The sequence below is a fragment of the Brachybacterium sp. UNK5269 genome, assembly GCF_049266655.1.
Classification (GTDB): Bacteria; Actinomycetota; Actinomycetes; order Actinomycetales; family Dermabacteraceae; genus Brachybacterium.
The window spans coordinates 2,886,586-2,909,647 of record NZ_CP184883.1; the positions used below are offsets into that span (position 1 = coordinate 2,886,586).

The window sequence follows — 23,062 nt, forward strand, 5'->3', positions numbered from 1 at the left end:
GCGGGGATCCGCCGGACTCGTCCCCCGCTGGCCGCCCGGCGCCCCCCCGCTTGCCGAGCCCCGCGCCCCTCCCCGCCCCGCGCCCCGGAGGCCGGCCTCCGCCCTGCCCGTGCCCCGTGCCCCGTGCCCCGGCGGCTCGTGTCGCGACCGGCCTGGGGGGCAGAGGACGCAGCGGCCATCGCTTTTCCGACGCCGACCCCGTGTCCTGTCGCCTCGATGGGAGACAATCCCAGAGTGACCACGCCCGACTCCCTCCTGCCCGAGCTGCTCGCCGGCGACCGGGCCCCGTCCCCGTCCACCCTGGTGGCCATCTTCCGGCGCACCGTCGTCGAGTGCGGGGACGCCCTCGCGGTGGACAGCGGCCTGGGGGCCCTGACGTACACGGAGCTCGACGAGGCCGCGACCGAGCTCGCCGCTCGTCTGGCCGACGTCGGCGTCGGCCCCGGCGACAAGGTCGGGGTGCGGGTCAAGTCCGGCACCACCGACCTCTACGTCGCGATCCTCGGCATCCTGCTGGCCGGCGCCGCCTACGTCCCGGTCGACGCCGACGACCCCGACGAGCGCGCCCGGGTGGTCTTCGAGGAGTCCGCCGCCCGCGTCGTGATCGGCAACGACCTGGTCATCACCCCCACCCCGGGCGGCCGCACCGCCGCGCCCACCCCGCAGCGGCCGGTCGAGCCCGGCGACGACGCCTGGGTCATCTTCACCTCCGGCTCCACCGGGACGCCCAAGGGCGTCGCCGTCACCCACCGCAGCGCGGCCGCCTTCGTGGAGGCCGAGTCGCGGATGTTCCTGCAGGCGGCGCCGATCGGTCCCGGGGACCGGGTGATGGCCGGCCTGTCCGTCGCCTTCGACGCGAGCTGCGAGGAGATGTGGCTGGCGTGGGCCTACGGCGCCTGCCTGGTGCCCGCGCCGCGCTCACTGGTGCGCTCCGGGGTGGACGTCGGCCCCTGGCTGCAGGCCAATCGCATCACCATCGTCTCCACCGTGCCCACCCTGGTGGCGCTGTGGCCCGACCGGGCGCTGAGCGACGTGCGGCTGCTGATCATGGGCGGCGAGGCCTGCCCGCCCGAGCTCGCCGCCCGCCTCCAGGCACCGGGCCGGGAGGTCTGGAACACCTACGGCCCCACCGAGGCCACGGTCGTGGCCTGCGGCGCGATCCTCGACGGCACCGCTCCTGTGCGGATCGGACTGCCGCTGGACGGCTGGGACCTGGCGGTCGTCGACGCGCAGGGCCGCCCGGTCGCCGCGGGCGGGTCCGGCGAGCTGATCATCGGCGGGGTGGGGCTGGCCCGCTACCTCGACCCGGCCAAGGACGCCGAGAAGTACGGTCCGATGCCCGGCCTGGGCTGGGACCGCGCCTACCGCTCCGGCGACATCGTCGTGAACGACCCGGCCGGACTGCTGTTCGCCGGCCGCGCCGACGACCAGATCAAGCTCGGCGGTCGCCGCATCGAGCTCGGCGAGATCGACGACCAGATGCTGCGCCTGCCCGGCGTCGTCTCCGCGGCCGCCGCCGTGCGCTCGACCCGATCCGGCAACACGCTGCTGGTCGGCTACCTCACCGTCGAGGACACCTACGACGCCGACGCCGCGATGGCCCTGCTGCGCGAGCGCATGCCGGCCGCGCAGGTGCCCCGCCTGGCCGTGCTGGACGAGCTGCCGACCCGCACCTCCGGCAAGGTCGACCGCGACGCCCTCCCCTGGCCGCTGCCCGCGTCGGACGCCCCGGCGAGGGGCCTGTCCGGCACCCGCGCCTGGATCGCGGAGATCTGGGCCGAGGTGCTCGGCGCCCAGGCCACCTCCCCCAAGGACGACTTCTTCGACCTCGGCGGCGGCTCCCTGACGGCCGCCCAGGTCGTCAGCCGGCTGCGGGAGAGCTATCCGCAGGTCACCGTCGGCGACGTCTACACCCACTCGCGCATCGCGGCCCTCGCCGCGCACCTGGACTCCATGGCCGCGGCCACCACCGCGAGCGACCACCGGGTCTCCCCGGTGCGCCGCCGCACCCAGCTCGCCCAGCTGCTCGCGCTGCTGCCACTGCGCGGACTGGCAGCGCTGCGCTGGATCACCTGGCTGATGCTCGCCTCCACCCTGTCCGCCGCGCTCACCTCGCTGGCCTGGCCGGTGAGCGTCCCGCTGTGGCTGCTCCTGCCTCTGGCCCTCGTGCTGCTGCTGCCGCCCGGACGGATGACGCTGGCCGCGGCCCTGGCCCGCCTGCTGCTGCGCGGGGTGGGCCCCGGCAGCTATCCGCGCGGCGGCCGCGTCCACCTGCGGCTCTGGCTCGCCGAGAAGATCCAGGACGAGCTCGCCGCGACCGGCATCGCCGGTGCGCCCTGGTTCACGTACTACGCCCGGCTGCTCGGGGCGAGCATCGGCCGCGACGTCGACCTGCACACCCTGCCGCCGGTCACCGGGATGCTCGAGGTGGGCAGCGGCGCCTCGGTCGAGGTGGAGGTCGATCTCGCCGGGCACTGGATCGACGGCGACCAGGTGCGGATCGGAGGGATCCGCATCGGCAAGCAGGCCCGGATCGGTGCCCGCAGCACCCTCGGCCCCGGCGCCGCGATCGGTCGCGGGGCCGAGATCGCCCCCGGCTCCGCGGTGCTGGGAACGGTCCCCGCCGGCGAGGTCTGGTCCGGCTCCCCCGCCGAGCCTCAGGGCATCGCCCGCGGCCCCTGGTCCCCCGACGCCCCGCCCCGCAAGCCGCTGTGGCTGCCGGCCTACTGGCTGCTGTCCTTCGTGATCGCCGCCCTGCCGGCCGCCTCGCTGCTGACGGGCGCCGCGGTGCTGTTCCCCGTACTTCGGGGCACCGAGACCTTCGGCCAGGCCGTCCGCGCGGCGCTGCCCTGGCTGCCGCTCGCGGCGCTCGTGCACGTCGGCGCGCTGATGGTGCTGGTGGTGATGCTGACCCGGCTGCTCGCCCTCGCGATCCGGCCCGGCCCGCACCCCATCCGCTCCGCCGCCGGGGTCTCGATCTGGGCCACGCTGCGGCTGCTCGACGAGGCCCGCACCTGGCTGTTCCCGGTGTACGCGGGCGCCCTGACCCCTCTCTGGCTGCGTCTGCTCGGCGCGCGGGTGGGGCGGAGCGTGGAGATCTCCACGGTGCTGCTGATCCCGAGCCTGGTGCAGGTGGGCGACCGCGCCTTCCTCGCCGACGACACCCTGATCGGTCCCTACGAGCTCGGCGGCGGCTGGATCCGCGTCGAGCGGGTCAAGATCGGCAAGCGCGCCTTCGTGGGCAACTCCGGGATGCTCGCCCCCGGCCGCAAGGTCCCCAAGCAGTCCCTGGTCGCCGTGCTCTCCGCCGCCCCGCGGCGCACGGCCGCCAAGGCCGGCACCTCCTGGATCGGCAGCCCGCCGCGCCGGCTGCGCCGCACCGAGGACCAGCAGGACTCCAGCCGCACCTACGATCCGCCGCGGCGCCTGCTGATCCAGCGCGGACTCGTGGAGACCTGCCGCCTGCTCCCGCTGCTGATCTCCCTGCTGCTCCCGGTCGGCGTGGGTCTGGTCCTGTACGCCCTGCTGGCCGTGGAGCGGTGGGGCGTCCTGCTGGCGGCGCTCCTGGGCGGCGCGGTGCTGCTCGGCGCCGGCGTCCTCGCCGCGCTGATCACCGTGGCCGCGAAGTGGCTGATCGTCGGCCGCCACCGCCCCGGCGAGCACGCCCTGTTCACCCCGTTCGTCTGGCGCGACGAGCTGGCCGACACCTTCACCGAGGTGCTCGCGGGCCCCTGGTTCGCGACCCCGGCCACCGGCACCGTGGCCCTGAACCTCTGGTTGCGCCTGATGGGGGTGAGGATCGGGCCGGGCGTCTGGTGCGAGTCGATCTGGCTGCCCGAGGCGGACCTGGTCTCGCTCGGCGCGGGGGCGACCGTCAACCGCGGCACCGTGGTGCAGACCCACCTGTTCCACGACCGGGTCCTGAGCATGGACACGGTGGTCCTCGGCGCCGGAGCGACGCTGGGCCCCGGCAGCGTGATCCTGCCGGCCGCGTCCATCGACCACCACGCCACCGTCGGCCCCGTGTCCCTGGTCATGCGCGGCGAACGGGTCCCGGCCGGCACCCGCTGGACCGGCAACCCCATCGGCCCCTGGGAGGATGAGGCATGAGCACTGCCCTCGCCTCCGCCCTGCGCAGCGGGACGGACCCCTACGTGCCCCGCCACGGGGACCCCGGCTTCGACGTCCTCCACTACGACCTCACCCTGGCCTACAAGGTCGACGGCAACCGGCTGGACGGCGACGCCACCCTGACCTGCCGGCCACTGGCCGAGACCGACACCCTGCAGCTGGACCTCTACGGACTGCACCCGCAGAAGGTGTTCGTGCAGGGCAGGCCGGTCAGGTTCACCCACCTGCGCGACCGGTTGACCCTCAAGCATCCGGCGCGCCCCGGCCAGGACCTCACGGTGCGGGTGAAGTACTCCGGCAAGCCCCGCCCGGTGCCCTCGCGGGTCCTGGACGCGGCCGGCTGGGAGGAGCTCGAGGACGGCGCCATCGTCGCCGCGCAGCCGCACGGCGCACCGTCCTGGTTCCCCTGCAACGACCGCCCGGACAACAAGGCCACCTATGCGCTCCGCATCTCCGCCCCGCCGGGGTACACCGTCGCCGCCTCGGGGGAGCTGCAGGGCACCCGCCGCAGCGGGAACGCCGTCACCTGGTCGTTCACCCAGACCGCGCCGATGGCGAGCTACCTCGCGACCGTCCAGATCGGCCGCTACGACGCCATCGAGCAGACCGGCGCGCCGGTGCCGGTGCGGACCCTGGCCCCCTCGCGCCGCGACGACACGGTGCTCGCGGCGACCTTCGGGCGCCAGCCGGAGATGCTCGCCTTCTTCAGCCGGCTGTTCGGCGACTACCCCTTCGACTCCTACACCGCGGTGATCACCGACGACGACCTGGAGATCCCGCTCGAGGCCCAGGGGCTGTCGACCTTCGGCCGCAACTTCCTCGACACCGACTGGGAGTCGGTGCGGCTGATCGCCCACGAGCTCTCCCACCAGTGGTTCGGGAACTCGGTGACCCTGCAGCGCTGGCGGGACATCTGGCTCCACGAGGGCTTCGCCTGCTACTGCGAGTGGCTCTGGGCCGAGGAGGACGGCCTCTCGAGCGTCCAGGCCGAGGTCGAGCGCCACCACGACCTGCAGTCCCGCCTGCCGCAGGACGACCTGCAGCTCTCCGATCCCGGCCCGGCGCTGATGTTCGACGACCGGGTCTACAAGCGGGGCGCGTTGACCGTGCACGCCCTGCGCCTGCGGGTCGGGGACGAGAAGTTCTTCGAGCTCGTGCGGAGCTGGCTGCAGGAGCATCGCGGTTGCAGCGTCACCAGTGAGATGTTCGTCGAGCACGCCGGCCAGGTGGCCGGGGAGGACCTGCGCGACCTGTTCGACCGCTGGCTGCACGGCACCGAGCTGCCCCCGTGCCCGGGCCGGGAGAGCTGAGAGCGGGGGTTGCGGGGGTTGGATCCCGGGGGCGCCCCGGGATCCAGCGCTGCGCAGTGGGGTGACGGGGCGAGGCTGCCGGCCCACCAGGCAGCGCGTGGCCCGTCCCGCTCCCCCGACCTCGCAGCCCTCGACGGCGGCCGGCGGCCCCTCCGCGCCCCGGTCTCAGAGCATCGCGACCGCGGCCACGTGACCGGGCGGCGCCGGCAGGTCCACCACGTCGAAGTCCGCCACCCGGATCGTGGCCATCGGGGTGGCCAGCCCGACGCCGAGCGCCTTGAGGATCGCCTCCTTGCGCGCCCACATCGCGGCCAGCTCGGTCGGCTCGAGACTCCGCCCGGGCGCCGCCTCGCTCGGATGCAGCACCAGCGCGTGATCCCCGAGCAGGGTGACGGCGGCCACCTCCTCGAGGTCCACGCCGACCGCGCCCTCCGCGCTCACCGCGGTCATCAGGTGCTGCCCGCAGCGGGACAGGCTCACCGCGACCTCGTCCCGTCGGCCCCGGCCCCGCGCCCACGGGCGGCCGTGGTCGGAGGAGCCGCAGCGACCGCAGGAGCGTCCCACCAGCACGTCGGCCGGCTCGGTGCCCAGCAGCGCCGCGACGCGGCCGCGGAGGACCGCATCGGCGTCGTCCTGGGCTCGGTGCAGCTGCACGAGGCCGGGGCGGGCTGAGGTCATGGCGCGGCTCCGCCGCTGAGCGGTGGGGCGGACGACGACGGGCCGGGCGTGATCGCCCGGCCCGTCGTGGAGTGTGCGGGGATCAGAAGTCCCAGTCGTCGTCCTCGGTCTCGACGGCCTTGCCCATCACGTAGCTCGAGCCCGAGCCGGAGAAGAAGTCGTGGTTCTCGTCGGCGTTGGGGGACAGCGAGGCCAGGATCGCGGGGTTGACCTCGGTGCTCTCCTGCGGGAAGAGACCCTCGTAGCCGAGGTTCATCAGCGCCTTGTTGGCGTTGTACCGCAGGAAGGTCTTGACCTCCTCGGTCCAGCCCACCGGGTCGTAGAGATCCTCGGTGTACTCCTCCTCGTTGTCGTACAGCTCCATGAGCAGCGAGAAGGTGTAGTCCTTGAGCTCGGCCTGGCGCTGCGGGGACGCCTTCTCCACGGCCTTCTGGAACTTGTAGCCGATGTAGTAGCCGTGGACGGCCTCGTCCCGGATGATCAGCCGGATGATGTCGGCGGTGTTGGTGAGCTCGCCGCGGCTGGAGTAGTGCATCGGCAGGTAGAAGCCGGAGTAGAACAGGAACGACTCGAGCAGCGTCGAGGCGACCTTGCGCTTCTCCGGGTCGTCGCCCGCGTAGTAGCCCATGACGATGTTCGCCTTCTTCTGCAGCGGCTCGTTGAACTCGCTCCAGCGGAAGGCCTCGTCGATCTGCTTGGTGTTGGCCAGCGTCGAGAAGATCTGGGAGTAGGACTTCGCGTGCACGGACTCCATGAACGCGATGTTCGTGTACACCGCCTCCTCGTGGGGGGTGATCGCGTCGGGGATCAGCGAGACCGCGCCCACGGTGCCCTGCACCGTGTCCAGCAGCGTCAGGCCGGTGAAGACGCGCATCACCAGGGTCTGCTCGTGCTCGGGCAGGCGGCTCCAGGACTGCACGTCGTTGGACAGCGGAACCTTCTCCGGCAGCCAGAAGTTCCCGGTCAGTCGGTCCCAGACCTCCTGGTCCTTCGGATCCGGGATCCGGTTCCAGTTGATCGCCTGGACCGTCGTCTTCAGGTGGTCGTTCACCGCAGCCTCACTGTCGCAAAAACTAGGGGGGTAAGTCCTCGCCAGTCTAGGCAGAGGGGGCCCACAAGGGAGGGTCCGACGGCCCCGGGGGGCGGTGGGAAGGGCCACCTTGCGAAATCGGCGGAGCGGGGTGGTGCGGACCGAGACGCGGACCATGGACGACCGATGACACCTGCCCGACTTTGGTCGCATGACTATGACCAGCACCGTTGCTAGTTTCAGAGCATTCACCCGGCAGGCCCGCACCGGTCCGGCCCGGCTCGTGCACCGCTTCCGTGAAAGGCCCCGACGTGACCGCCTCGGCCGCAGCCCCGCTCTCTCCCCTCTCGGCGACCGCCCGGGCCGCCCGTCCCCAGCGTTCCCTCGCCCCGGACATCGCCCGCGGCCTCATGCTCGCGCTGATCGCCATCGCGAACGTCTGCTGGTTCCTGTGGGGCCATGAAGGCGCGGTGGGCATGACCCCGCACGTCCCCGCCCGGGGCCCCGCCGACACCGTGGTGCAGGTGGTGATGACGATCGCGGTGGATCACCGGGCGATGCCGCTGTTCGCCTTCCTGTTCGGCTACGGCATGGTGCAGTTCTACCGCTCCCGCATCGACCGCGGGATGGAGCCGCGCGTCGTGAGGATCATGCTGCGCCGACGCCACTGGGCGATGCTGCTGCTCGGCTTCCTGCACGCTGCCCTGCTCTTCTACGGCGACATCCTGGGGGCGTACGCGATCGCCGGGCTGCTGCTGGTCTGGATCTTCTTCGGCCGACGCACCCGCACCCTGATCATCTGGGCCGGCGTGCTCGGCGGGCTGCTGACGCTCTTCGCCCTGCTCAGCCTGGTCAGCGCGATGGTGCTGCTGCTCTTCGCCCCGCCGGAGGTGCTGGCCACGACGGCGGCCGGGGCCTCGCCCGTCGCCCCCGACTGGGTGCGCGACATGGCGTACGCCCAGCCCTACCTGATCTCGGTGCTCACCAGGACCGGGATGTGGATCGTCAGCAGCGTGCCGGCGGCCCTGACGGCGGCCCCGCTGCCGATCCTGCTGGGCTGGATCGCGGCCCGGGGCCGACTGCTGGACGAGCCGTGGCGGCACACCCGGCTGCTGCGCAGGATCGCGGTCGGCGGGATCGCGATCGGCTGGCTCGGAGGGCTGCCGGATGCCCTGCTGATCGCCGGGGCACTCCCCCTGCCGGAGACGCTGGGCTGGGCCTTCGCCGGCGTGAACGCCGTCGGCGGCATGTGCTGCGGAGTCGGCTACGCGGCAGCCTTCGGGCTGCTGGCCGTGCGGCTCGAGCGGCGGGAGGTCGCGGCCGAGGCGCCGGCGGCGACGACCGGACGGGCCGAGCGTCGGGCGCTGCGCGCCCAGCAGGCCGCGGCCCACGCCGCGCTCTCCCCCGCGGAGCGGGCCTACGGCGAGCCCGCCGCGAGTCCGGTCCCCGCCCCCGCCGCCGCGCCGCAGGGCGTGGCGCGGGCCCTGGCCGCCGTCGGTCAGCGCTCCCTGACCTTCTACCTGTTCCAGTCCCTGCTGCTGGCCCCGCTGATGGCGAGCTGGGGCCTGGGCCTGGCGCCGCAGCTGAGCACCGCCTCGGCCGTCGGGATCGCGTTCGGGGTGTGGCTGCTCTCGCTGCCGATCGCCGCCTGGATGGACGCGCGGGGGATGCGCGGCCCGGCCGAGCGGCTGCTGCGGCGCCTCACCTACGGCCGGCACGACCGGCCCGCGGGCGCGGCCCGCCCCTGACGGGCCCGAACCGATGCGAGGGTCCCCGTCGTCGCCGACGGGGACCCTCTCGCTCATGCGGTCCGCCCCGCGGGGCGGACCTCTCTCAGCCGATGACCGAGGCCAGGCCGAACAGGAGGTAGGACAGCACGAAGCCGACGATCGCCATCGCGCCCTGGAGCAGGGTCCAGGTGCCGAGGGTCTGCTTCATGTCCATCCCGAAGAACCGGCTGACCAGCCAGAAGCCGGAGTCGTTGACGTGGGAGAAGCCCACCGATCCGGCCGACATGGCCATCACGATGGCCACCACCTGCAGCGGGCTGAAGTCGCTCGCGGCGATCACGCCGACCATCAGCGAGGCCGCGGTGGTCAGGGCTACCGTGGCGGAGCCCTGCGCGAGGCGCACGATCTGGGCGACGAGGAAGGCGGCGACGAGCACCGGCAGGCCGATGTCGTTCAGCGAGCCGGCCACGGCATCGCCGATCCCGGTCACGCGCAGCACGCCGCCGAACATGCCGCCGGCGCCGGTGATCAGCACCACCGAGGCGATCGGGCCGAGCGCGGAGTCGGTGATCTTCTCGATCAGGGTGCCCTTCTTGCCGGCGCCCCAGCCGAGCACGAACATCGACACGATCACCGTGATCAGCAGCGCGATCGGGGTCTCCCCGACCACGCGGAGGCTGGAGACCCAGCCCGAGTCCAGGAACGCGTCGGGCTCCGGACGGGTGGCGCCGAGGGTGTTGAGCCCGGTGTTGAGCAGGATCAGCACCAGCGGCAGGCCGAGCAGGGCGATGATCGTGCCCACCTTGGGGTTCGACTCGAAGCCGGTCTCCTCCTGCTCGCCGCCGAGCAGGGTGGGGATCGCGACGTCGAAGCGGCGACCCAGCCAGGGGGCCAGCAGCACGCCCACCAGCGCCCAGATGATGACCGCGAAGACGAGGCCGACGATCATCACCAGGCCGATGTCCGCGCCGACGATGGTGGAGGCGGCCACGGGGCCGGGGTGCGGCGGGGCGAAGATGTGCATCGCGCTGAACGCGACCGCGGCGGGCAGGGCGATGGCCAGGAAGGAGCCGCCCACGCGCCGGGCGACGGCGTAGATGATCGGCATCATCACCACCAGCCCGGCGTCGAAGAAGATCGGGAAGCCCATCAGCAGGCTGGCCAGGGACAGCCCGAGGCTGGCCCGCTTCTCCCCCACCAGCGCGATCATGCGGTCGGCCAGGATCTTGGCGCCGCCGGAGGTCTCGATCATGCGCCCGAGCATGGCGCCGAGCGCGACCAGCAGCATCACGTTGCCGAGCGTGGAGTTGAACCCGAAGGCGAGCGCGTCCAGCAGCTGGTTCGGCGGGATGCCGGCGGCGAGCGCGGTGCCGACGCTGGTGATCATCAGCGCCAGGAAGGCGTGCACCTTGAACGCCATGATGAGGATGAGGAGCACGGCGACGGACGAGGCTGCCAGTATCAGCAGTCCCGCCGTGCCGAGATCCCAGCTGAGGGCGAGGTCTTCCATGACGAGCTCCTATCGGGGACGAGAGGCGGTCCTGTGGCCCGCTGCGCCCGACGGCTCCCGGCCGGTCGTGATCGCCCCGCCCGTGCGTGCGCTCGAGCCGCAGATGGTCGGCGGGCCGACCGTGCACTGCGATGCTAGGTGATCGGCCGCACCCGTGGGGTGCCGCGCACCCTGCGACGTGAGCCGTGGGCACGAGCGGGGCCGATCCCGCTCACGGCCGCACCGTGACGCGCACGCCCAGCTCGGAGCCCAGCCTTTCGGCAGCGGCGGCCGTGCTCTCGAAGCGCTCCGCCCAGTCCGGGACCTGCGCGAGCTGTGCGGCGAAGGCGGTCCCGGTCCCGTCGGCCCGCGCCCGCTGCAGCACCAGCGAGCGCCCTCCCTCCTCGCTCACCAGGCGCAGCACGGCCGGCACCTGCGCCTGGAGCGCGGGGGTGACGGTCATCCGCAGCTCATGGTCCACGCCGGAGACCAGCAGCATCCTCAGCGACCGCTCCGCCCTCTCGGCGGCGCCGGCCCGGCCGACCAGAGCCGCATACCCGGCGGGAGCGGCCTTGACGTCGAAGCCGACCCAGTCGATCAGCGGATCCCCGACGCAGCGGCCGGCGGCGTCGAGACCGAGCAGGGTGCGCAGCCGCGCGGGGAACGCGCCGCCGGTGTGCAGTCCGACGCCGAACCCGGCTTCGCGCACCGCCCGGGCCGCGGCCACCAGGGCGTGCTGGGAGGTGGCCTCCCCGCCGCTGAACACCACCCCGTCCAGCAGGCCGCGACGGCGGCTCAGGAGCGCCTCCAGCTGCGTCCACCGGACGGCGCCGGGAGCCGTCGGGTCGAGGATCGCGGGGTTGTGGCAGTAGGTGCAGCGCCACGGGCAGCCCTGGCAGAAGACGGTCGCCACCAGGTGATCGGGCCAGTCGACGCTGGACAGCGGCACCAGTCCGGCGATCCGCAGCTCCGCTGCCGGGGCGCCCGCGGCGGCGGTCACGGCGCGGCCACGGTCGCGGGCGCGGGGATCACGGTCGGGCTGAGCCCTGCCGCCTGCTCGGTGAAGAAGGTGCGCTCGGCGTGCTCGCCCTGCTTGCCGATGTTGAAGGAGCTCACCGGCCGGAAGTAGCCCATCACCCGGGTCCAGACCTCGCAGACCTGCCCGCACCGTGCGCACTCGAGGTGCTCACCGGTGAGGTAGCCGTGGGTGGGGCAGATGGAGAACGTCGGCGTCACGGTGAGGTAGGGCAGCCGGAACCGGGTCAGCGCCCGGCGCACCAGCTCCCGGCAGGCGGTGGCCGAGCTCATCGCCTCGTCCATGTACAGGTGCAGCACGGTCCCGCCGGTGTACCGGCTCTGCAGCTCCTCCTGCAGCTCGAGGGCCTCGAAGGGATCCGCGGTGGTTCCGACCGGGATCTGCGAGGAGTTCGTGTAGTACGGGTTCTGCGCGGTCCCGGCGGTGATGATGCCGGCGAAGCGGGCGCGGTCCTCCTTCGCGAAGCGATAGGTGGCGCCCTCGGCCGGGGTCGCCTCGAGGTTGAACAGGGTGCCGGTGGCCTCCTGGAACTCGACCATCCGCTCGCGCACGTGGTCGAGGATGCGCAGGCACAGCCGCTGCCCCGCCTCGTCCCGCAGGTCGTGCCGGTCGTGGGTGAAGTTGCGGACCATCTCGTTCATGCCGTTCACGCCGAGGGTCGAGAAGTGGTTGTCGAGGCGGCCCAGGTAGCGGCGGGTGTACGGGTACAGCCCGCCGTCGATGAGGCCCTGCACCGTGGCGCGGCGCCGCTCCAGGGTGTCCCGGCCGAGCTCGAGCAGGCGGTCCAGCTCGGCCAGCAGCGCCTGCTCGTCGCCTGCCCAGAGGTACCCGAGCCGGGCCATGTTCACGGTGACCACGCCGATGGAGCCGGTGAGCTCGGCGGAGCCGAACAGACCGTTGCCGCGCTTGAGCAGCTCCCGCAGGTCCAGCTGCAGACGGCAGCACATCGAGCGGATCATGCCCGGGTCGAGGTCGGAGTTCAGGAAGTTCTGGAAGTAGGGCAGCCCGTACTTCGCGGTCATGGCGAACAGTCGCTGGGTGTTCTCCCCGTCCCAGTCGAAGTCCTCGGTGATGTTGTAGGTGGGGATGGGGAAGGTGAAGGCGCGGCCGTCGGCGTCCCCCTCGGCCATCACGTCGATGTAGGCGCGGTTGATCAGGTCCATCTCGGCCTGGAGGTCGCCGTAGGTGAAGTCGCAGAGCTCCTCGCCGACGATCGGCCGCTGCTCGCGCAGGTCCTCGGGGCAGGTCCAGTCGAAGGTGAGGTTGGTGAAGGGGCACTGGGACCCCCACCGGCTGGGCACGTTGAGGTCGTAGATGAGCTCCTGCATGCACTGGCGCACCTGCTCGTAGGTCATCGCATCGCGTCGCACGTACGGCGCCATGCAGGTGTCGAAGGAGCTGAAGGCCTGGGCTCCGGCCCATTCGTTCTGCAGCGTCCCCAGGAAGTTCACGATCTGCCCGCAGGCCGAGGAGAAGTGGCGCGGGGGCCGCGAGGCGATCGCCCCGGGGACGCCGTTGAAGCCCTCCTCGAGCAGCCGCCGCAGCGACCACCCGGCGCAGTACCCGGTGAGCATGTCGAGGTCGTGGATGTGGAGGTCGCCCTCGCGGTGCGCGCGCCCCGCCTCCGCGCTGAAGACCTCGTCGAGCCAGTAGGTGGCGATCATCTTGCCGGCCGAGTTCAGGATCAGCCCACCGACCGAGTACCCCTGGTTGGCGTTGGCGTTGACCCGCCAGTCGGAGCGGTCGAGGTACTCGGTGAGGGTGGAGACGGGGTCGATCAGGGTGCGTCCGCGGCGCCCGGTCGCTGCGGGCTGCTGGCGGGATGGGGTGGTCATGGTCTGCCTCTCGGAACGGGTGGGACTGCTGCGCGGAGCTCCCCCGCGGCCAGGGAGACGGGAGGTCGGAGGGATCCGGGCACCTGCGGAGCGGTCCGCAGGTAGGCCCACGCTAGAGACAGGCCACAACATCTAGTGGTCGCAACACGCCGCCGACACCACCCATAGTGGTCGCGGAGGCCGTCGGGCCCGGCCCGGCCGGGACCATCGTCCCGCCCGAGAAAATTCTTGTCGTACTACGTCAGCCGTAGTACGTTAGGCGTGCATGAACGACACCGACGAAGGAACAGGGGCCGCCGATGATCGGAGCCGATGCCATCCGCGGCCATATCGACCTGATCCTGCTCTCGATCCTCGAGCCCCACCCCTCGTACGCCTACGAGATCTCCAGGACCATCACCGACCGCTCTCGCGGGGAGTACGCGATCAAGCAGACCACCCTCTACACCGCCGTCAAGCGCCTGGAGTCCCAGGGCCTCCTGCGCAGCTTCGAGGACCTCTCCCCCACGGGCAAGCCGCGCACCTACTACCAGCTGACACCGGACGGACACGACCAGCTCGACCGCAAACGCGCCGAATGGCGCAGCACCCGAGAGCTCGTCGACCACTTCGCGGAAAGAACGGACGCATCGTGAACGTCATCGACTCCTACCTCGACACCCTCTTCTCCCCGTACCCCGACTCCCCCGCCTGCGCGCGGCGCGCCAGGAGCTGCGCGCCATGATGGAGGACAAGCTGCAGGGCCTGCTCGACGACGGACTCACCGAGTCCCAGGCCGTCGGCCGGGTGATCGCCGAGTTCGGCACCCTCGAGGAGGCCGCGCCGGTGCTCGGCATCGACACCGAGCTGGGGCGCACCCCGAGCGTCGACCCGCTCCCGGCCGCTCCCCCGCTCGCGCTCGACCGCGCCCGCGCCTACGTCGAGGCCGTCCGCCGCTCCCAGTGGCTGCCGGCCACCGCGCTGCCGCTGTTCGTGCTCTGCGCGGCGCCGCTGCTGCTGCTGATCGCCGCCACCTCCGAGCTCCCGCAGGGCGAGCCGGCGGCCTGGGCGCTCGGGGCGGGCATCGCCGCGGTGCTGGTGCTGGTCGCCCTCGGCGTCCTGCTGCTGATGGCGCGCGATGCGCGGCTGAGCGAGTACGAGGACATCAGCGAGGGCGAGTTCACCCTCACCGCGCCGGTGCGCGCCTACGCCCAGGAGGTCCGGCGCGAGCACCGTCGCACGGTGACCTACGCCGGCGCGATCGCGATCATGCTGTGGATCCTGTGCGCCCTGCCCACGGTGCTCTCCGCCCTCCTCGCGGGCGAGGACTCCCTCTCCCCGCTGTACGGGGTCAGCCTGACCCTGGCGATGGTCGCGCTCGGCCTCGCGATCATGACGCGGGCCGGCTGGTCGGACTCCGCCAGCGGCGAGCTGCTGCAGGAGGAGGACGAGGAGGAGGGCCCGGAGGCCAGTCCCAACCCGGCCGTCCGGATGGTCGCGGCGATCTACTGGCCCGTCGCGACCGCGATCTACCTGGGCTGGAGCTTCCTGTCCGGCGACTGGGACGTCACCTGGGTGGTGTGGCCGATCGCCGGCGTGCTCTACGCCGGGCTGTTCAGCCTCAGCGCCGCCCTGCGCACCGACGAGCAGGACGCCCGCACGCGGCCCAGCGCCCGTCGGGCCTGAGCCGGTCGCCGGCCGAGCGCGCCGCACGACGAAGGAGCCGGGGCCCGCACGAGGATCTCTCCTCGTGCGGGCCCCGGCTCCCGTGCTGAGCGGGGCTCAGAGCATGCAGCTCACGCAGCCCTCGACCTCGGTGCCCTCGATGGCCATCTGCCGCAGGCGGATGTAGTAGAGGGTCTTGATGCCCTTGCGCCAGGCGTAGATCTGGGCCTTGTTGATGTCGCGCGTGGTGGCGGTGTCCTTGAAGAACAGCGTCAGCGACAGGCCCTGGTCCACGTGCTGGGTGGCCTCGGCGTAGGTGTCGACGATCTTCTCGTAGCCGATCTCGTACGCGTCCTCGTAGTACTCGAGGTTGTCGTTGGTCAGGTACGGGGCCGGGTAGTACACCCGCCCGATCTTCCCCTCCTTGCGGATCTCGATCTTCGAGGCGATCGGGTGGATCGAGCTCGTGGAGTTGTTGATGTACGAGATCGAGCCGGTGGGCGGCACCGCCTGCAGGTAGGCGTTGTACATGCCGTAGCGGGCGACGTCGTCGCGCAGCTGCTTCCAGTCCTCCTGCGTGGGCAGGTGGGCGGAGGAGTCCGCGAACAGGCCGCGCACCTTCTCGGTCCTCGGCTCCCAGACCCGGTCGATGTACTTGTCGAAGTACGCGCCGGTGCCGTAGGTGGAGTTCTCGAAGTCGTAGAAGCGCTCGCCGCGCTCCTTCGCGATCTCCATCGACGCCTTGATGGCGTGGTAGGTCACCGAGTAGAAGTACATGTTGGTGAAGTCCAGGCCCTCGTCGGAGCCGTAGAAGATCCGCTCCCGCGCCAGGTAGCCGTGCAGGTTCATCTGCCCCAGGCCGATCGCGTGGGACTTGCGGTTGCCCTCGGCGATCGTCGGCACCGACTCGATGTCGGAGGTGTCCGAGACCGCGGTCAGGCCGCGGATCGCGGTGGCGATGGTCTGCGCGAAGTCCGGGGAGTCCATCGCCTTGGCGATGTTCATCGAGCCCAGGTTGCAGGAGATGTCCCGGCCCAGCTCGTCGTAGGAGAGGTCGGTGTTCATCGTCGACGGCGTCGAGACCTGCAGGATCTCGGAGCACAGGTTCGAGTGGGTGACCTTGCCGGCGATCGGGTTCGCCCGGTTCACGGTGTCCTCGAACATGATGTACGGGTAGCCGGACTCGAACTGGATCTCCGCCAGGACCTGGAAGAAGTCGCGCGCCTTGATCTTCTTCTTGGCGATGCGCGGGTTGTCGACCATCTCGCGGTAGGTGTCGGAGATGTTCACCTCGGCGAACGGCTTGCCGTACTCGCGCTCCACGTCGTACGGGGAGAACAGGTACATCGGCTCGTTCTTCTTGGCGAGATCGAAGGTGATGTCGGGGATGACCACGCCGAGGGAGAGGGTCTTGATGCGGATCTTCTCGTCGGCGTTCTCGCGCTTGGTGTCCAGGAAGCGCAGGATGTCGGGGTGGTGGGCGTTGAGGTACACCGCCCCCGCGCCCTGCCGGGCACCGAGCTGGTTGGCGTAGGAGAAGGAGTCCTCGAGCAGCTTCATCACCGGGATCACGCCGCTGGACTGGTTCTCGATGTGCTTGATCGGTGCGCCGTACTCGCGCAGGTTGCTCAGCAGCAGCGCCACGCCGCCGCCGCGCTTGGACAGCTGCAGCGCGGAGTTGATGGAGCGCCCGATCGACTCCATGTTGTCCTCGATGCGCAGCAGGAAGCAGCTGACGAGCTCGCCGCGCTGCGCCTTGCCGGCGTTGAGGAAGGTGGGGGTGGCGGGCTGGAAGCGGCCGTCGAGGATCTCGTCGACCAGGTTCCGGGCCAGCTCCTCGTCGCCGCGGGCCAGGGTCAGCGCGACCATCACCACGCGATCCTCGAAGCGCTCCAGGTACCGCTTGCCGTCGAACGTCTTCAGCGTGTACGAGGTGTAGTACTTGAAGGCGCCCAGGAAGGTCGGGAACCGGAACTTCTTGGCGAAGGCCTGCTCCGAGAGCGACTCGACGAACGAGAAGTCGTACTGCTCGATGACCGCGGCCTCGTAGTACTCGTTCTCGATGAGGTAGTCGATCTTCTCCCGCAGCGAGTGGAAGAAGACGGTGTTGGGGTTCACGTGCTGGAGGAAGTACTCCCGCGCGGCCTCGCGGTCCTTCTCGAACTGGATCCGCCCGTCGGGGCCGTACAGGTTGAGCATCGCGTTCAGCGCGTGATAGTCGAGCTTCCTGTTGTGCTCGACCGGGGGCATCTCGGTCAGTGTCGCCAAAACTCTTCCAATCCATCGTGGACCCGCATGACGTCACGCGGAGTTCCGAACAGTTCGAACTTGTACATGTGGGGGACCTGGCACTTGGCGGAGATGATGTCCCCGGCCAAGCAGAAGGCCTCCCCGAAGTTGGTGTTCCCCGCACCGATCACGCCGCGGATGTGCGTCCGGTTGCGTTCGTCGTTGAGGAACTTGATGACCTGCTTGGGCACGGCGCCGCGGCCGTTGCCCCCGCCGTAGGTCGGGACCACCAGGACGAACTCCTCGTCGACGACGAGGGGCTCCTCCTGGGGGTACAGGGGGATCCGCCGAGCGGGGATCCCCAGCTTCTCGACGAAGCGCTTGGTGTTGCCCGAGACCGAGGAGAAGTAGACGAGGTTCGTCACGCCGACGGACTCCTGATCGCGCGGCCGATCAGACGGCGGTGGCCTGGCGCTGCGCGCCCGCTCCGGCCACCATCGCCTTGATCTTGTCGGGACGGAAGCCGGACCAGTGGTCCTGCTCCGTGATGACGACGGGCGCCTGGACATACCCCATGGACTTGATGCGGGCGAGGGCGTCGGCATCCTCGGTGATGTCGACGACCTCGTAGGCCACGCCGGCCTTGTTCAGTGCGCGCTTGGTGGCGTCGCACTGCACGCAGAGGGGCTTGGAGTACACGGTGATGTCCAAGGGATGGAGCCTTTCACGAGCGTCGCGCCGCGGGGCGCGATGACGGTGGGTGGTGCTGAGTGTGCTGAGTGTTCCTGGAGGCCCGAGGGCCCTGTCGCCGCGCTCCGGAGCCTCCGACCGGGCCTGCATCGGTGGCTCCCGGTGCGGCGCCGGTCCCCGGGATGCCCGGTTCGCTGCGACACCGTCAACACTACACCTAGTGGTGGCCGGGCGGAACGACCACAAGATGTACTGAACTACATCTATGTCATCCACATCGAGATGTTGATGGAGTGTGGATGGATCGGGAGGGATGGGGACGAAGCGGTGGGGTCACGCCTGTGACCGCATGAACCGTCCACCTCCGAGTGTGGACGACGGGTCCGACACTCCGCGGCGGCGGTGGACGAAGCCTCCGGCGGGCGGCGCGGAGGGCGTCCGGAGTCGTCGGAAGTGAGGTGTGACGCCGATGCGCCGGGCATCGTCCTCGGCGTGTCGCGGGCGCGCAAACGGGGCCCCGACGGCGTGTCGCGGGCGCGGCGTCTGGGCCGGGACGGAGTGTCGCGGGCGGTCGCCGAGGCCGTGCGGAGACGGGTGGGAGCGACGCCTGCTCACCCGCCGCGGCGGGGATGATCGGCGCCCGTCAACCCGGGGCGCGACGCGGGCTCGGGCGCGTCCGCTCAGCGAGCAGTGTCCTCCGGGACGGAGCGCGACGGATCGGAGGTCGCCGGCTCGACGCCGGGCTCCCCTGCTCCGGCGCCGGGCTCCCCTGCTCCGGCGCCGGGCTCCCCTGCTCCGGCGGTGGGCTCCGCCTCCGGAGCCGGCTGGAGGCTCCAGGCGTCGACCGCCTCGTCGGCCACCTCGGCCCGACGGAGGCTCTCCTCCGGCGCGCCGTCGGCGGCCGGGACGGCCACCGCGCCGGCGGGCACGGGCGCAGCGGCCGGACCGTCCGCCGGTTCGGCCGGGGCCTCGGCGGCCTCCGTCTCCTGCTCCGTCGCGGCGCCCTCGACCTCGATCGGGCTGTCGGCCTCGGCGCCGGTCCCCTCGCCCTCGTCGGCCGGATCGACCTCGAGGCTGCGGCCGTCGGCGATCACGATCGAGGACAGCACCTCGCGCAGCAGCGTCACCTGCTGCTGGGCCTCGGCCGCGCCGGAGACGGGCGGCTTGCCCTTCTCGACGAACGCGTGGAACGCCTCCCACATCAGCTCCGCCGAGCCCTTGGTGGCCACGGTCGCGGTCTCCTGGACCACGCCGGCCTTCTTCTCGCGCAGGGACACGCTCGAGCGGCTGTCCCCGTGCGACGGCGCGGGCAGCTCGAGGCGCATCCGGCGGCGCGCCGAGAGCACGCTCACCGTCTCGGAGTACTCCGGGGCGAACGGCAGGTAGTGCCACACCAGGCGCACCTGCGCCCCGCCGTCCAGCTCGGCCAGCAGCTCGATCGAGCCGGGGATGACGCCCTTCGGCCAGTGCCGGGTCGCCTTCACCCTCGAGATGGGGCCGTACGCCGCCTCGATCACCGCCATCTGGTGGGACAGGCCCGTGAGCAGGCCCTTGACGTAGAGGTCGCGGTCGCGCTGGGTGGCGCCGCCGCCCGCGCCCGCCTCCACCGCGGCCTGCAGATCCTTGCGGCGCTGGGAGCGGATCTCGGAGGGCAGGTCGTAGGAGGAGGTGGTCACGTGCGCCCCGCCGAACAGCGGCTGGCTCGCGGGCATCAGCACCTCGTGGTCGATCATCCGCAGATCCTTGGTGGCGATCAGCTCGGACATGCGGGCCACGGAGTCGTCGTACTGCTGAGGGTGGGCCATCATCACCAGGCGCCGGCCGGTCATCCGCTCGAAGTCGGCGACCTGGGCGATCTCCTCGGCGGAGTAGCCCAGCGGCGGCTCGACCAGCACCGGGATGCCGCGTCGCATGAGCTGGAGCAGGTCCTCGACGTGCAGGCCGTCGGTGGACAGCACGGCGCCGTCCAGCGTGAGCGCCCGGGCCCGCACCGCGGCGATGAGGTCGGCGACCGTGTCGTAGCGGCGCTCCTCCGCGATGCCCCATACCTCGGCCGCCTCGCGGCGCCGTCGCGGCGAGTGGTCCACCAGGGCCGCGACGGTGAACCGGTCCCAGCGCCGACGCAGCACCGGCAGGTGCACCGCCTGAGCCATGGTTCCGGCACCGATCACGGCGATGTTCAGGGTCTTCGGCATCGACAGGCTCCTCGGGCTCGACGAGAGCGGCGGCAGCTGCGCGGGTTCGCGGCGGGCGCCGGGCCGTCTCCGGCATCGCGCCTCGGACCGGCGCGGGATGCACGCCTGTTCTACCACATCGGCGCGCTCCGGAGCCGGGCCGCATCCGGGCCCCGACCAGCACCGGGAGGGGATCCACGTCACGCGGTCCGAGGGGCGGAGGCGGGGGGCGCGGCGATATCGTGGTGCGCGATCCAGACCATCCAGGAGGCCCCCGTGACGAACAGCCGCTTCTACTTCGGCGTCCGCACCTTCGTGCGGCCCTTCATCCGGGCGATCTGGAACCCCCGGGTCACGGGGCTCGAGAACGTGCCCGCCGAGGGCGGCTTCATCATCGCCTCGAACCACCTCTCCAACATCGACAGCTTCCTGGTGCCGGTGGCGCTGCCGCGGATGATCCGCTTCGTCGCCAAGGACACCCTGTGGACCCAGAAGGGCCCCAAGGGCTGGGTCCTGCGGTGGTTCTTCACCGCCATGGGCTCCGTGCCCGTGGATCGGGAGGCCCTCTCCTCCGGCAAGGGGGCGCTCCAGGCCGGGCTCGGCATCCTGCGCGAGGGCGCCGGCTTCGCCATCTACCCCGAGGGCACCCGCTCCCCCGACGGGCTGCTGCATCCCGGCAAGCAGGGCGCCGCATGGCTCGCCCTGGAGTCCGGCTGCCCGGTGATCCCGGTCGGCCTCAAGAACACCCAGCACATGTTCTCGCGGCTGCTCCCGCACCGCGGGGCGATCACCATCCGCATCGGCGCCCCGCTCGACTTCAGCGACCTCGACCCCGCGGCCTCGAAGGGCCTCCGGCGGCGGCTGATGAACGCGCGCATCATGGACGAGATCCAGCGCCTGTCGGGGCAGCGCCGGGCCGAAGCCCCCTCCCCCGCCCAGCGCCCGGCCTGAGCGGGCGGTCGGCAGCAGTCCCCCGCATCCGGACGATCGACCAGTAGGATCTGGCCAGGCCGCGCGCTGATCGGGCGGCGGCCGCCCGGAACGCATTCCAGGAGAGCAGATGGCTGTCGTCGTCGGATTCATCCCCACCGAGGTGGGCTTCAAGGCGCTGAACGCCGCTCATGAGGAGGCGCAGCGGCGCGGGGGCCCGCTGATCGTGGTCAACGTGCTGCGGGACGGGGTCGCCGAGGACCCCCGGCACGCCGACGAGCAGCAGCTCGAGATCGCCCGCGACCAGCTGCGCCGGGCCACGGTGCGGGTCGAGTTCCGTCAGGAGCACACCGAGGACGACATCGCCGACGTGCTGCTGCAGGTGGTCGAGGAGGAGCAGGCCGAGTTGCTGGTGCTGGGGGTGCGCCGGCACCAGGACCTGGCCCGTCACCTGCTGGGCCTGACCGTCCAGAAGCTCCTGATCTCCGCCGACAGCGAGGTCCTGGTCGTCTGAGCCGGCCGTCCGCCCCACCGGATGCCGCACGAGGCCCGTCCCCGATCAGCGGGGACGGGCCTCTCCTGTGCACGGTGGGGGCGGCCGCAGCCGCCACCACCGGGCGGATCAGGCGTTCAGCGGATCGCCGCCGGGCTGCTCGTCACCCTTGGAGGTGTGCACGGCCAGCTCGATGCGCTCGCCGATCACGGAGTCGACGTTCTTCCAGTACTGCAGGGCCTTGGACAGCACCGGCTCCTCGACCGTGCTCAGCGAGCCGGACACGGTCTCGACGAAGCGGTCGCGCTGGGCGTCGTCGAACACCTCGCGCACCAGGATGCCGGCCTGGACGAAGTCGCCGTCCTCGGCGTGCAGGGTGTACGCCGAGCGCACCAGCTCGCCGTCGGCCTCCCAGCCGTTGTCGACCGGGCCCTGCGCGTCCTGGTAGGCGCGACCATAGGAGTTCGGCGCGTACACCGGCGCGTCCGCGCTGTGCAGGAACTCCATGAAGCCCTCCTTGTTGTAGGAGTTCATGGGCACGATCGGCTGGTTCACCGGCAGCTGGTTGAAGTTGGTGCCGATCCGGTGGCGCTGCGCATCGGGGTAGGAGAAGACGCGGGCCAGCAGCATCTTGTCCGGCGAGACGCCCGTGCCCGGCACGACGTTCGAGGGGCTGAAGGCGGCCTGCTCGACCTGCGCGTAGTGGTTCTGCGGGTTCTTGTTCAGGGTCAGCCTGCCGACCTTGATCAGGGGGTAGTCGGAGTGCGGGACCGTCTTGGTGAGGTCGAAGATGTTGAAGCGGTAGTCCTTCGCCTCCGCGTACGGGATCACCTGGACGGACATGGTCCAGCTCGGGAACTCGCCCCGCTCGAGCGCGTCGAACAGGTCGCGACGGTGGTAGTCGCTGTCCGAGCCGGCCAGCTTCTCGGCCTCCTCGTTGCTGAGGAACTCCATGCCCTGGTCGGTGTGGAAGTGGTACTTGATCCAGAACCTCTCACCGGACTCGTTGACCCACATGTAGGTGTGCGAGCCGTAGCCGTTCATGTGGCGCCAGGTCTTGGGCAGGCCGCGGTCACCCATCAGATAGGTCACCTGGTGCGCCGTCTCCGGCGAGTTGGACCAGAAGTCCCACTGCATGGTGTTCGAGCGCAGGCCCGAGTCCGGCAGGCGCTTCTGGGAGTGGATGAAGTCGGGGAACTTCATCGGGTCGCGCAGGAAGAAGATCGGGGTGTTGTTGCCGACCAGGTCCAGGTTGCCCTGCTGGGTGTAGAACTTGATCGCGAAACCGCGCACGTCGCGCCAGGTGTCGGGCGAGCCCAGCTCACCGGCGACCGTGGAGAAGCGCATCAGCAGCGGGGTCTTGCGCCCGGGCTGGAACAGGTCCGCCCTGGTGTACTGCGAGACGTCCTCGGTGATCTCGAGCTCGCCGAAGGCGCCGGAGCCCTTGGCGTGGGGGTTGCGCTCGGGGACGCGCTCACGGTCGAAGCGGGCGAGCTTCTCGACCAGGGCGGTGTCGTGCAGCAGCAGCGGGCCGTCGGCGCCGACGCTGAGCGAGTGGGCGTCGGACTCGCGCGGGGCGCCGGACTCGGTGGTGCTCGGGATCGACGGGTCGAAAGTGGTCAATGCGTTCTCCTCGGGTTGGGTGGGGGATTCTGACAGCCCG

Annotated in this window: 17 protein-coding genes; 7 read left to right on the forward strand and 10 right to left on the reverse strand. The window is 71.4% G+C overall.

Translation table 11 applies throughout. The features are described from left to right. The first annotated feature begins 216 nt into the window (after positions 1 to 216). Both ACOJUI_RS13525 and ACOJUI_RS13530 read left to right on the forward strand, forming a co-directional pair. Positions 217 to 4,110, forward strand: coding sequence for a Pls/PosA family non-ribosomal peptide synthetase (locus ACOJUI_RS13525; protein ID WP_422115465.1), 3,894 nt, complete (start codon positions 217 to 219; stop codon positions 4,108 to 4,110). Beyond that, the gene (locus ACOJUI_RS13530) at positions 4,107 to 5,441 is read left to right on the forward strand and encodes a M1 family metallopeptidase (protein ID WP_422115466.1); all 1,335 of its coding nucleotides are present in this window, start codon (positions 4,107 to 4,109) and stop codon (positions 5,439 to 5,441) included. The genes ACOJUI_RS13525 and ACOJUI_RS13530 overlap by 4 nt, the downstream gene beginning before the upstream one ends. Before the next feature lie 165 nt (positions 5,442 to 5,606). On the opposite strand, the gene ACOJUI_RS13535 is transcribed toward ACOJUI_RS13530, so the two are convergent. Together ACOJUI_RS13535 and nrdF are read right to left on the reverse strand one after the other, a co-directional pair. Next, the gene (locus ACOJUI_RS13535; RefSeq protein WP_422115467.1) at positions 5,607 to 6,119 is read right to left on the reverse strand and encodes a 4'-phosphopantetheinyl transferase family protein; all 513 of its coding nucleotides are present in this window, start codon (positions 6,117 to 6,119) and stop codon (positions 5,607 to 5,609) included. Between the two features lie 82 nt (positions 6,120 to 6,201). Then, positions 6,202 to 7,170, reverse strand: a complete 969-nt coding sequence (gene nrdF, locus ACOJUI_RS13540) for a class 1b ribonucleoside-diphosphate reductase subunit beta (protein WP_422115468.1) — start codon at positions 7,168 to 7,170, stop codon at positions 6,202 to 6,204. Between the two features lie 290 nt (positions 7,171 to 7,460). On the opposite strand from nrdF, the gene ACOJUI_RS13545 reads away from it, so the two are divergent. Next, complete coding sequence (locus ACOJUI_RS13545) at positions 7,461 to 8,897, forward strand: DUF418 domain-containing protein (RefSeq protein WP_422115469.1); 1,437 nt, start codon at positions 7,461 to 7,463, stop codon at positions 8,895 to 8,897. 85 nt (positions 8,898 to 8,982) lie between these two features. Here the strand turns inward: ACOJUI_RS13545 and ACOJUI_RS13550 are convergent, their stop codons facing one another. The 3 genes from ACOJUI_RS13550 to ACOJUI_RS13560 form a co-directional block, all read right to left on the reverse strand. After that, positions 8,983 to 10,389 carry a GntP family permease gene (locus ACOJUI_RS13550; RefSeq protein WP_422115470.1) on the reverse strand — a complete coding sequence of 469 codons (1,407 nt, stop codon included), beginning with the start codon at positions 10,387 to 10,389 and terminating at the stop codon, positions 8,983 to 8,985. A gap of 211 nt (positions 10,390 to 10,600) precedes the next feature. After that, positions 10,601 to 11,368, reverse strand: coding sequence for an anaerobic ribonucleoside-triphosphate reductase activating protein (locus ACOJUI_RS13555; RefSeq protein ID WP_422115471.1), 768 nt, complete (start codon positions 11,366 to 11,368; stop codon positions 10,601 to 10,603). Beyond that, on the reverse strand, positions 11,365 to 13,239 hold the full coding sequence (locus ACOJUI_RS13560; protein ID WP_422115472.1) for a ribonucleoside triphosphate reductase: 1,875 nt from the start codon (positions 13,237 to 13,239) through the stop codon (positions 11,365 to 11,367). The genes ACOJUI_RS13555 and ACOJUI_RS13560 overlap by 4 nt, the downstream gene beginning before the upstream one ends. A gap of 299 nt (positions 13,240 to 13,538) precedes the next feature. Here ACOJUI_RS13560 and ACOJUI_RS13565 point away from each other — a divergent pair, with 299 nt between their 5' ends. Both ACOJUI_RS13565 and ACOJUI_RS13570 read left to right on the forward strand, forming a co-directional pair. Beyond that, entirely contained in the window at positions 13,539 to 13,874 is a 336-nt protein-coding gene (locus ACOJUI_RS13565; RefSeq protein WP_422115473.1) for a PadR family transcriptional regulator, read from the forward strand. 85 nt (positions 13,875 to 13,959) lie between these two features. Next, complete coding sequence (locus ACOJUI_RS13570; RefSeq protein ID WP_422115474.1) at positions 13,960 to 14,904, forward strand: hypothetical protein; 945 nt, start codon at positions 13,960 to 13,962, stop codon at positions 14,902 to 14,904. Between the two features lie 96 nt (positions 14,905 to 15,000). On the opposite strand, the gene nrdE is transcribed toward ACOJUI_RS13570, so the two are convergent. The 4 genes from nrdE to ACOJUI_RS13590 form a co-directional block, all read right to left on the reverse strand. Next, positions 15,001 to 17,133 (reverse strand): class 1b ribonucleoside-diphosphate reductase subunit alpha, encoded by a 2,133-nt coding sequence (nrdE, locus tag ACOJUI_RS13575; RefSeq protein ID WP_422115475.1) that lies wholly within the window; start codon positions 17,131 to 17,133, stop codon positions 15,001 to 15,003. Between the two features lie 5 nt (positions 17,134 to 17,138). Further along, positions 17,139 to 17,537: a class Ib ribonucleoside-diphosphate reductase assembly flavoprotein NrdI gene (nrdI, locus tag ACOJUI_RS13580; protein WP_422115476.1), complete on the reverse strand. Its 399-nt coding sequence runs from the start codon at positions 17,535 to 17,537 to the stop codon at positions 17,139 to 17,141. A 28-nt stretch (positions 17,538 to 17,565) separates the two neighbouring features. After that, positions 17,566 to 17,823 (reverse strand): glutaredoxin-like protein NrdH, encoded by a 258-nt coding sequence (nrdH, locus tag ACOJUI_RS13585; RefSeq protein ID WP_422115477.1) that lies wholly within the window; start codon positions 17,821 to 17,823, stop codon positions 17,566 to 17,568. 659 nt (positions 17,824 to 18,482) lie between these two features. Continuing rightward, positions 18,483 to 19,997 carry a Gfo/Idh/MocA family protein gene (locus ACOJUI_RS13590; protein ID WP_422115478.1) on the reverse strand — a complete coding sequence of 505 codons (1,515 nt, stop codon included), beginning with the start codon at positions 19,995 to 19,997 and terminating at the stop codon, positions 18,483 to 18,485. Between the two features lie 255 nt (positions 19,998 to 20,252). Between ACOJUI_RS13590 and ACOJUI_RS13595 the strand changes: the two genes are divergently transcribed. Beyond that, the gene (locus ACOJUI_RS13595; RefSeq protein WP_422115479.1) at positions 20,253 to 20,927 is read left to right on the forward strand and encodes a lysophospholipid acyltransferase family protein; all 675 of its coding nucleotides are present in this window, start codon (positions 20,253 to 20,255) and stop codon (positions 20,925 to 20,927) included. Between the two features lie 109 nt (positions 20,928 to 21,036). After that, positions 21,037 to 21,420 carry a universal stress protein gene (locus ACOJUI_RS13600; RefSeq protein WP_422115480.1) on the forward strand — a complete coding sequence of 128 codons (384 nt, stop codon included), beginning with the start codon at positions 21,037 to 21,039 and terminating at the stop codon, positions 21,418 to 21,420. 108 nt (positions 21,421 to 21,528) lie between these two features. On the opposite strand, the gene ACOJUI_RS13605 is transcribed toward ACOJUI_RS13600, so the two are convergent. Next, a complete protein-coding gene (locus ACOJUI_RS13605) occupies positions 21,529 to 23,022 on the reverse strand; it encodes a catalase (RefSeq protein ID WP_422115481.1) in 1,494 nt (497 codons plus the stop codon). Positions 23,023 to 23,062 lie beyond the last annotated feature (40 nt).

What these genes read in the sequence shown, in the direction of transcription:
- ACOJUI_RS13565 (WP_422115473.1), top strand. Translation starts at nt 13,539, where the DNA reads ATGATCGGAGCCGATGCCATCCGCGGCCATATCGACCTGATCCTGCTC.
- ACOJUI_RS13560 (WP_422115472.1), bottom strand. Translation starts at nt 13,239, where the DNA reads ATGACCACCCCATCCCGCCAGCAGCCCGCAGCGACCGGGCGCCGCGGA.
- ACOJUI_RS13525 (WP_422115465.1), top strand. Translation starts at nt 217, where the DNA reads ATGGGAGACAATCCCAGAGTGACCACGCCCGACTCCCTCCTGCCCGAG.
- ACOJUI_RS13570 (WP_422115474.1), top strand. Translation starts at nt 13,960, where the DNA reads ATGATGGAGGACAAGCTGCAGGGCCTGCTCGACGACGGACTCACCGAG.
- ACOJUI_RS13590 (WP_422115478.1), bottom strand. Translation starts at nt 19,997, where the DNA reads ATGCCGAAGACCCTGAACATCGCCGTGATCGGTGCCGGAACCATGGCT.
- nrdE (WP_422115475.1), bottom strand. Translation starts at nt 17,133, where the DNA reads ATGCCCCCGGTCGAGCACAACAGGAAGCTCGACTATCACGCGCTGAAC.
- ACOJUI_RS13535 (WP_422115467.1), bottom strand. Translation starts at nt 6,119, where the DNA reads ATGACCTCAGCCCGCCCCGGCCTCGTGCAGCTGCACCGAGCCCAGGAC.
- ACOJUI_RS13550 (WP_422115470.1), bottom strand. Translation starts at nt 10,389, where the DNA reads ATGGAAGACCTCGCCCTCAGCTGGGATCTCGGCACGGCGGGACTGCTG.
- ACOJUI_RS13600 (WP_422115480.1), top strand. Translation starts at nt 21,037, where the DNA reads ATGGCTGTCGTCGTCGGATTCATCCCCACCGAGGTGGGCTTCAAGGCG.
- ACOJUI_RS13530 (WP_422115466.1), top strand. Translation starts at nt 4,107, where the DNA reads ATGAGCACTGCCCTCGCCTCCGCCCTGCGCAGCGGGACGGACCCCTAC.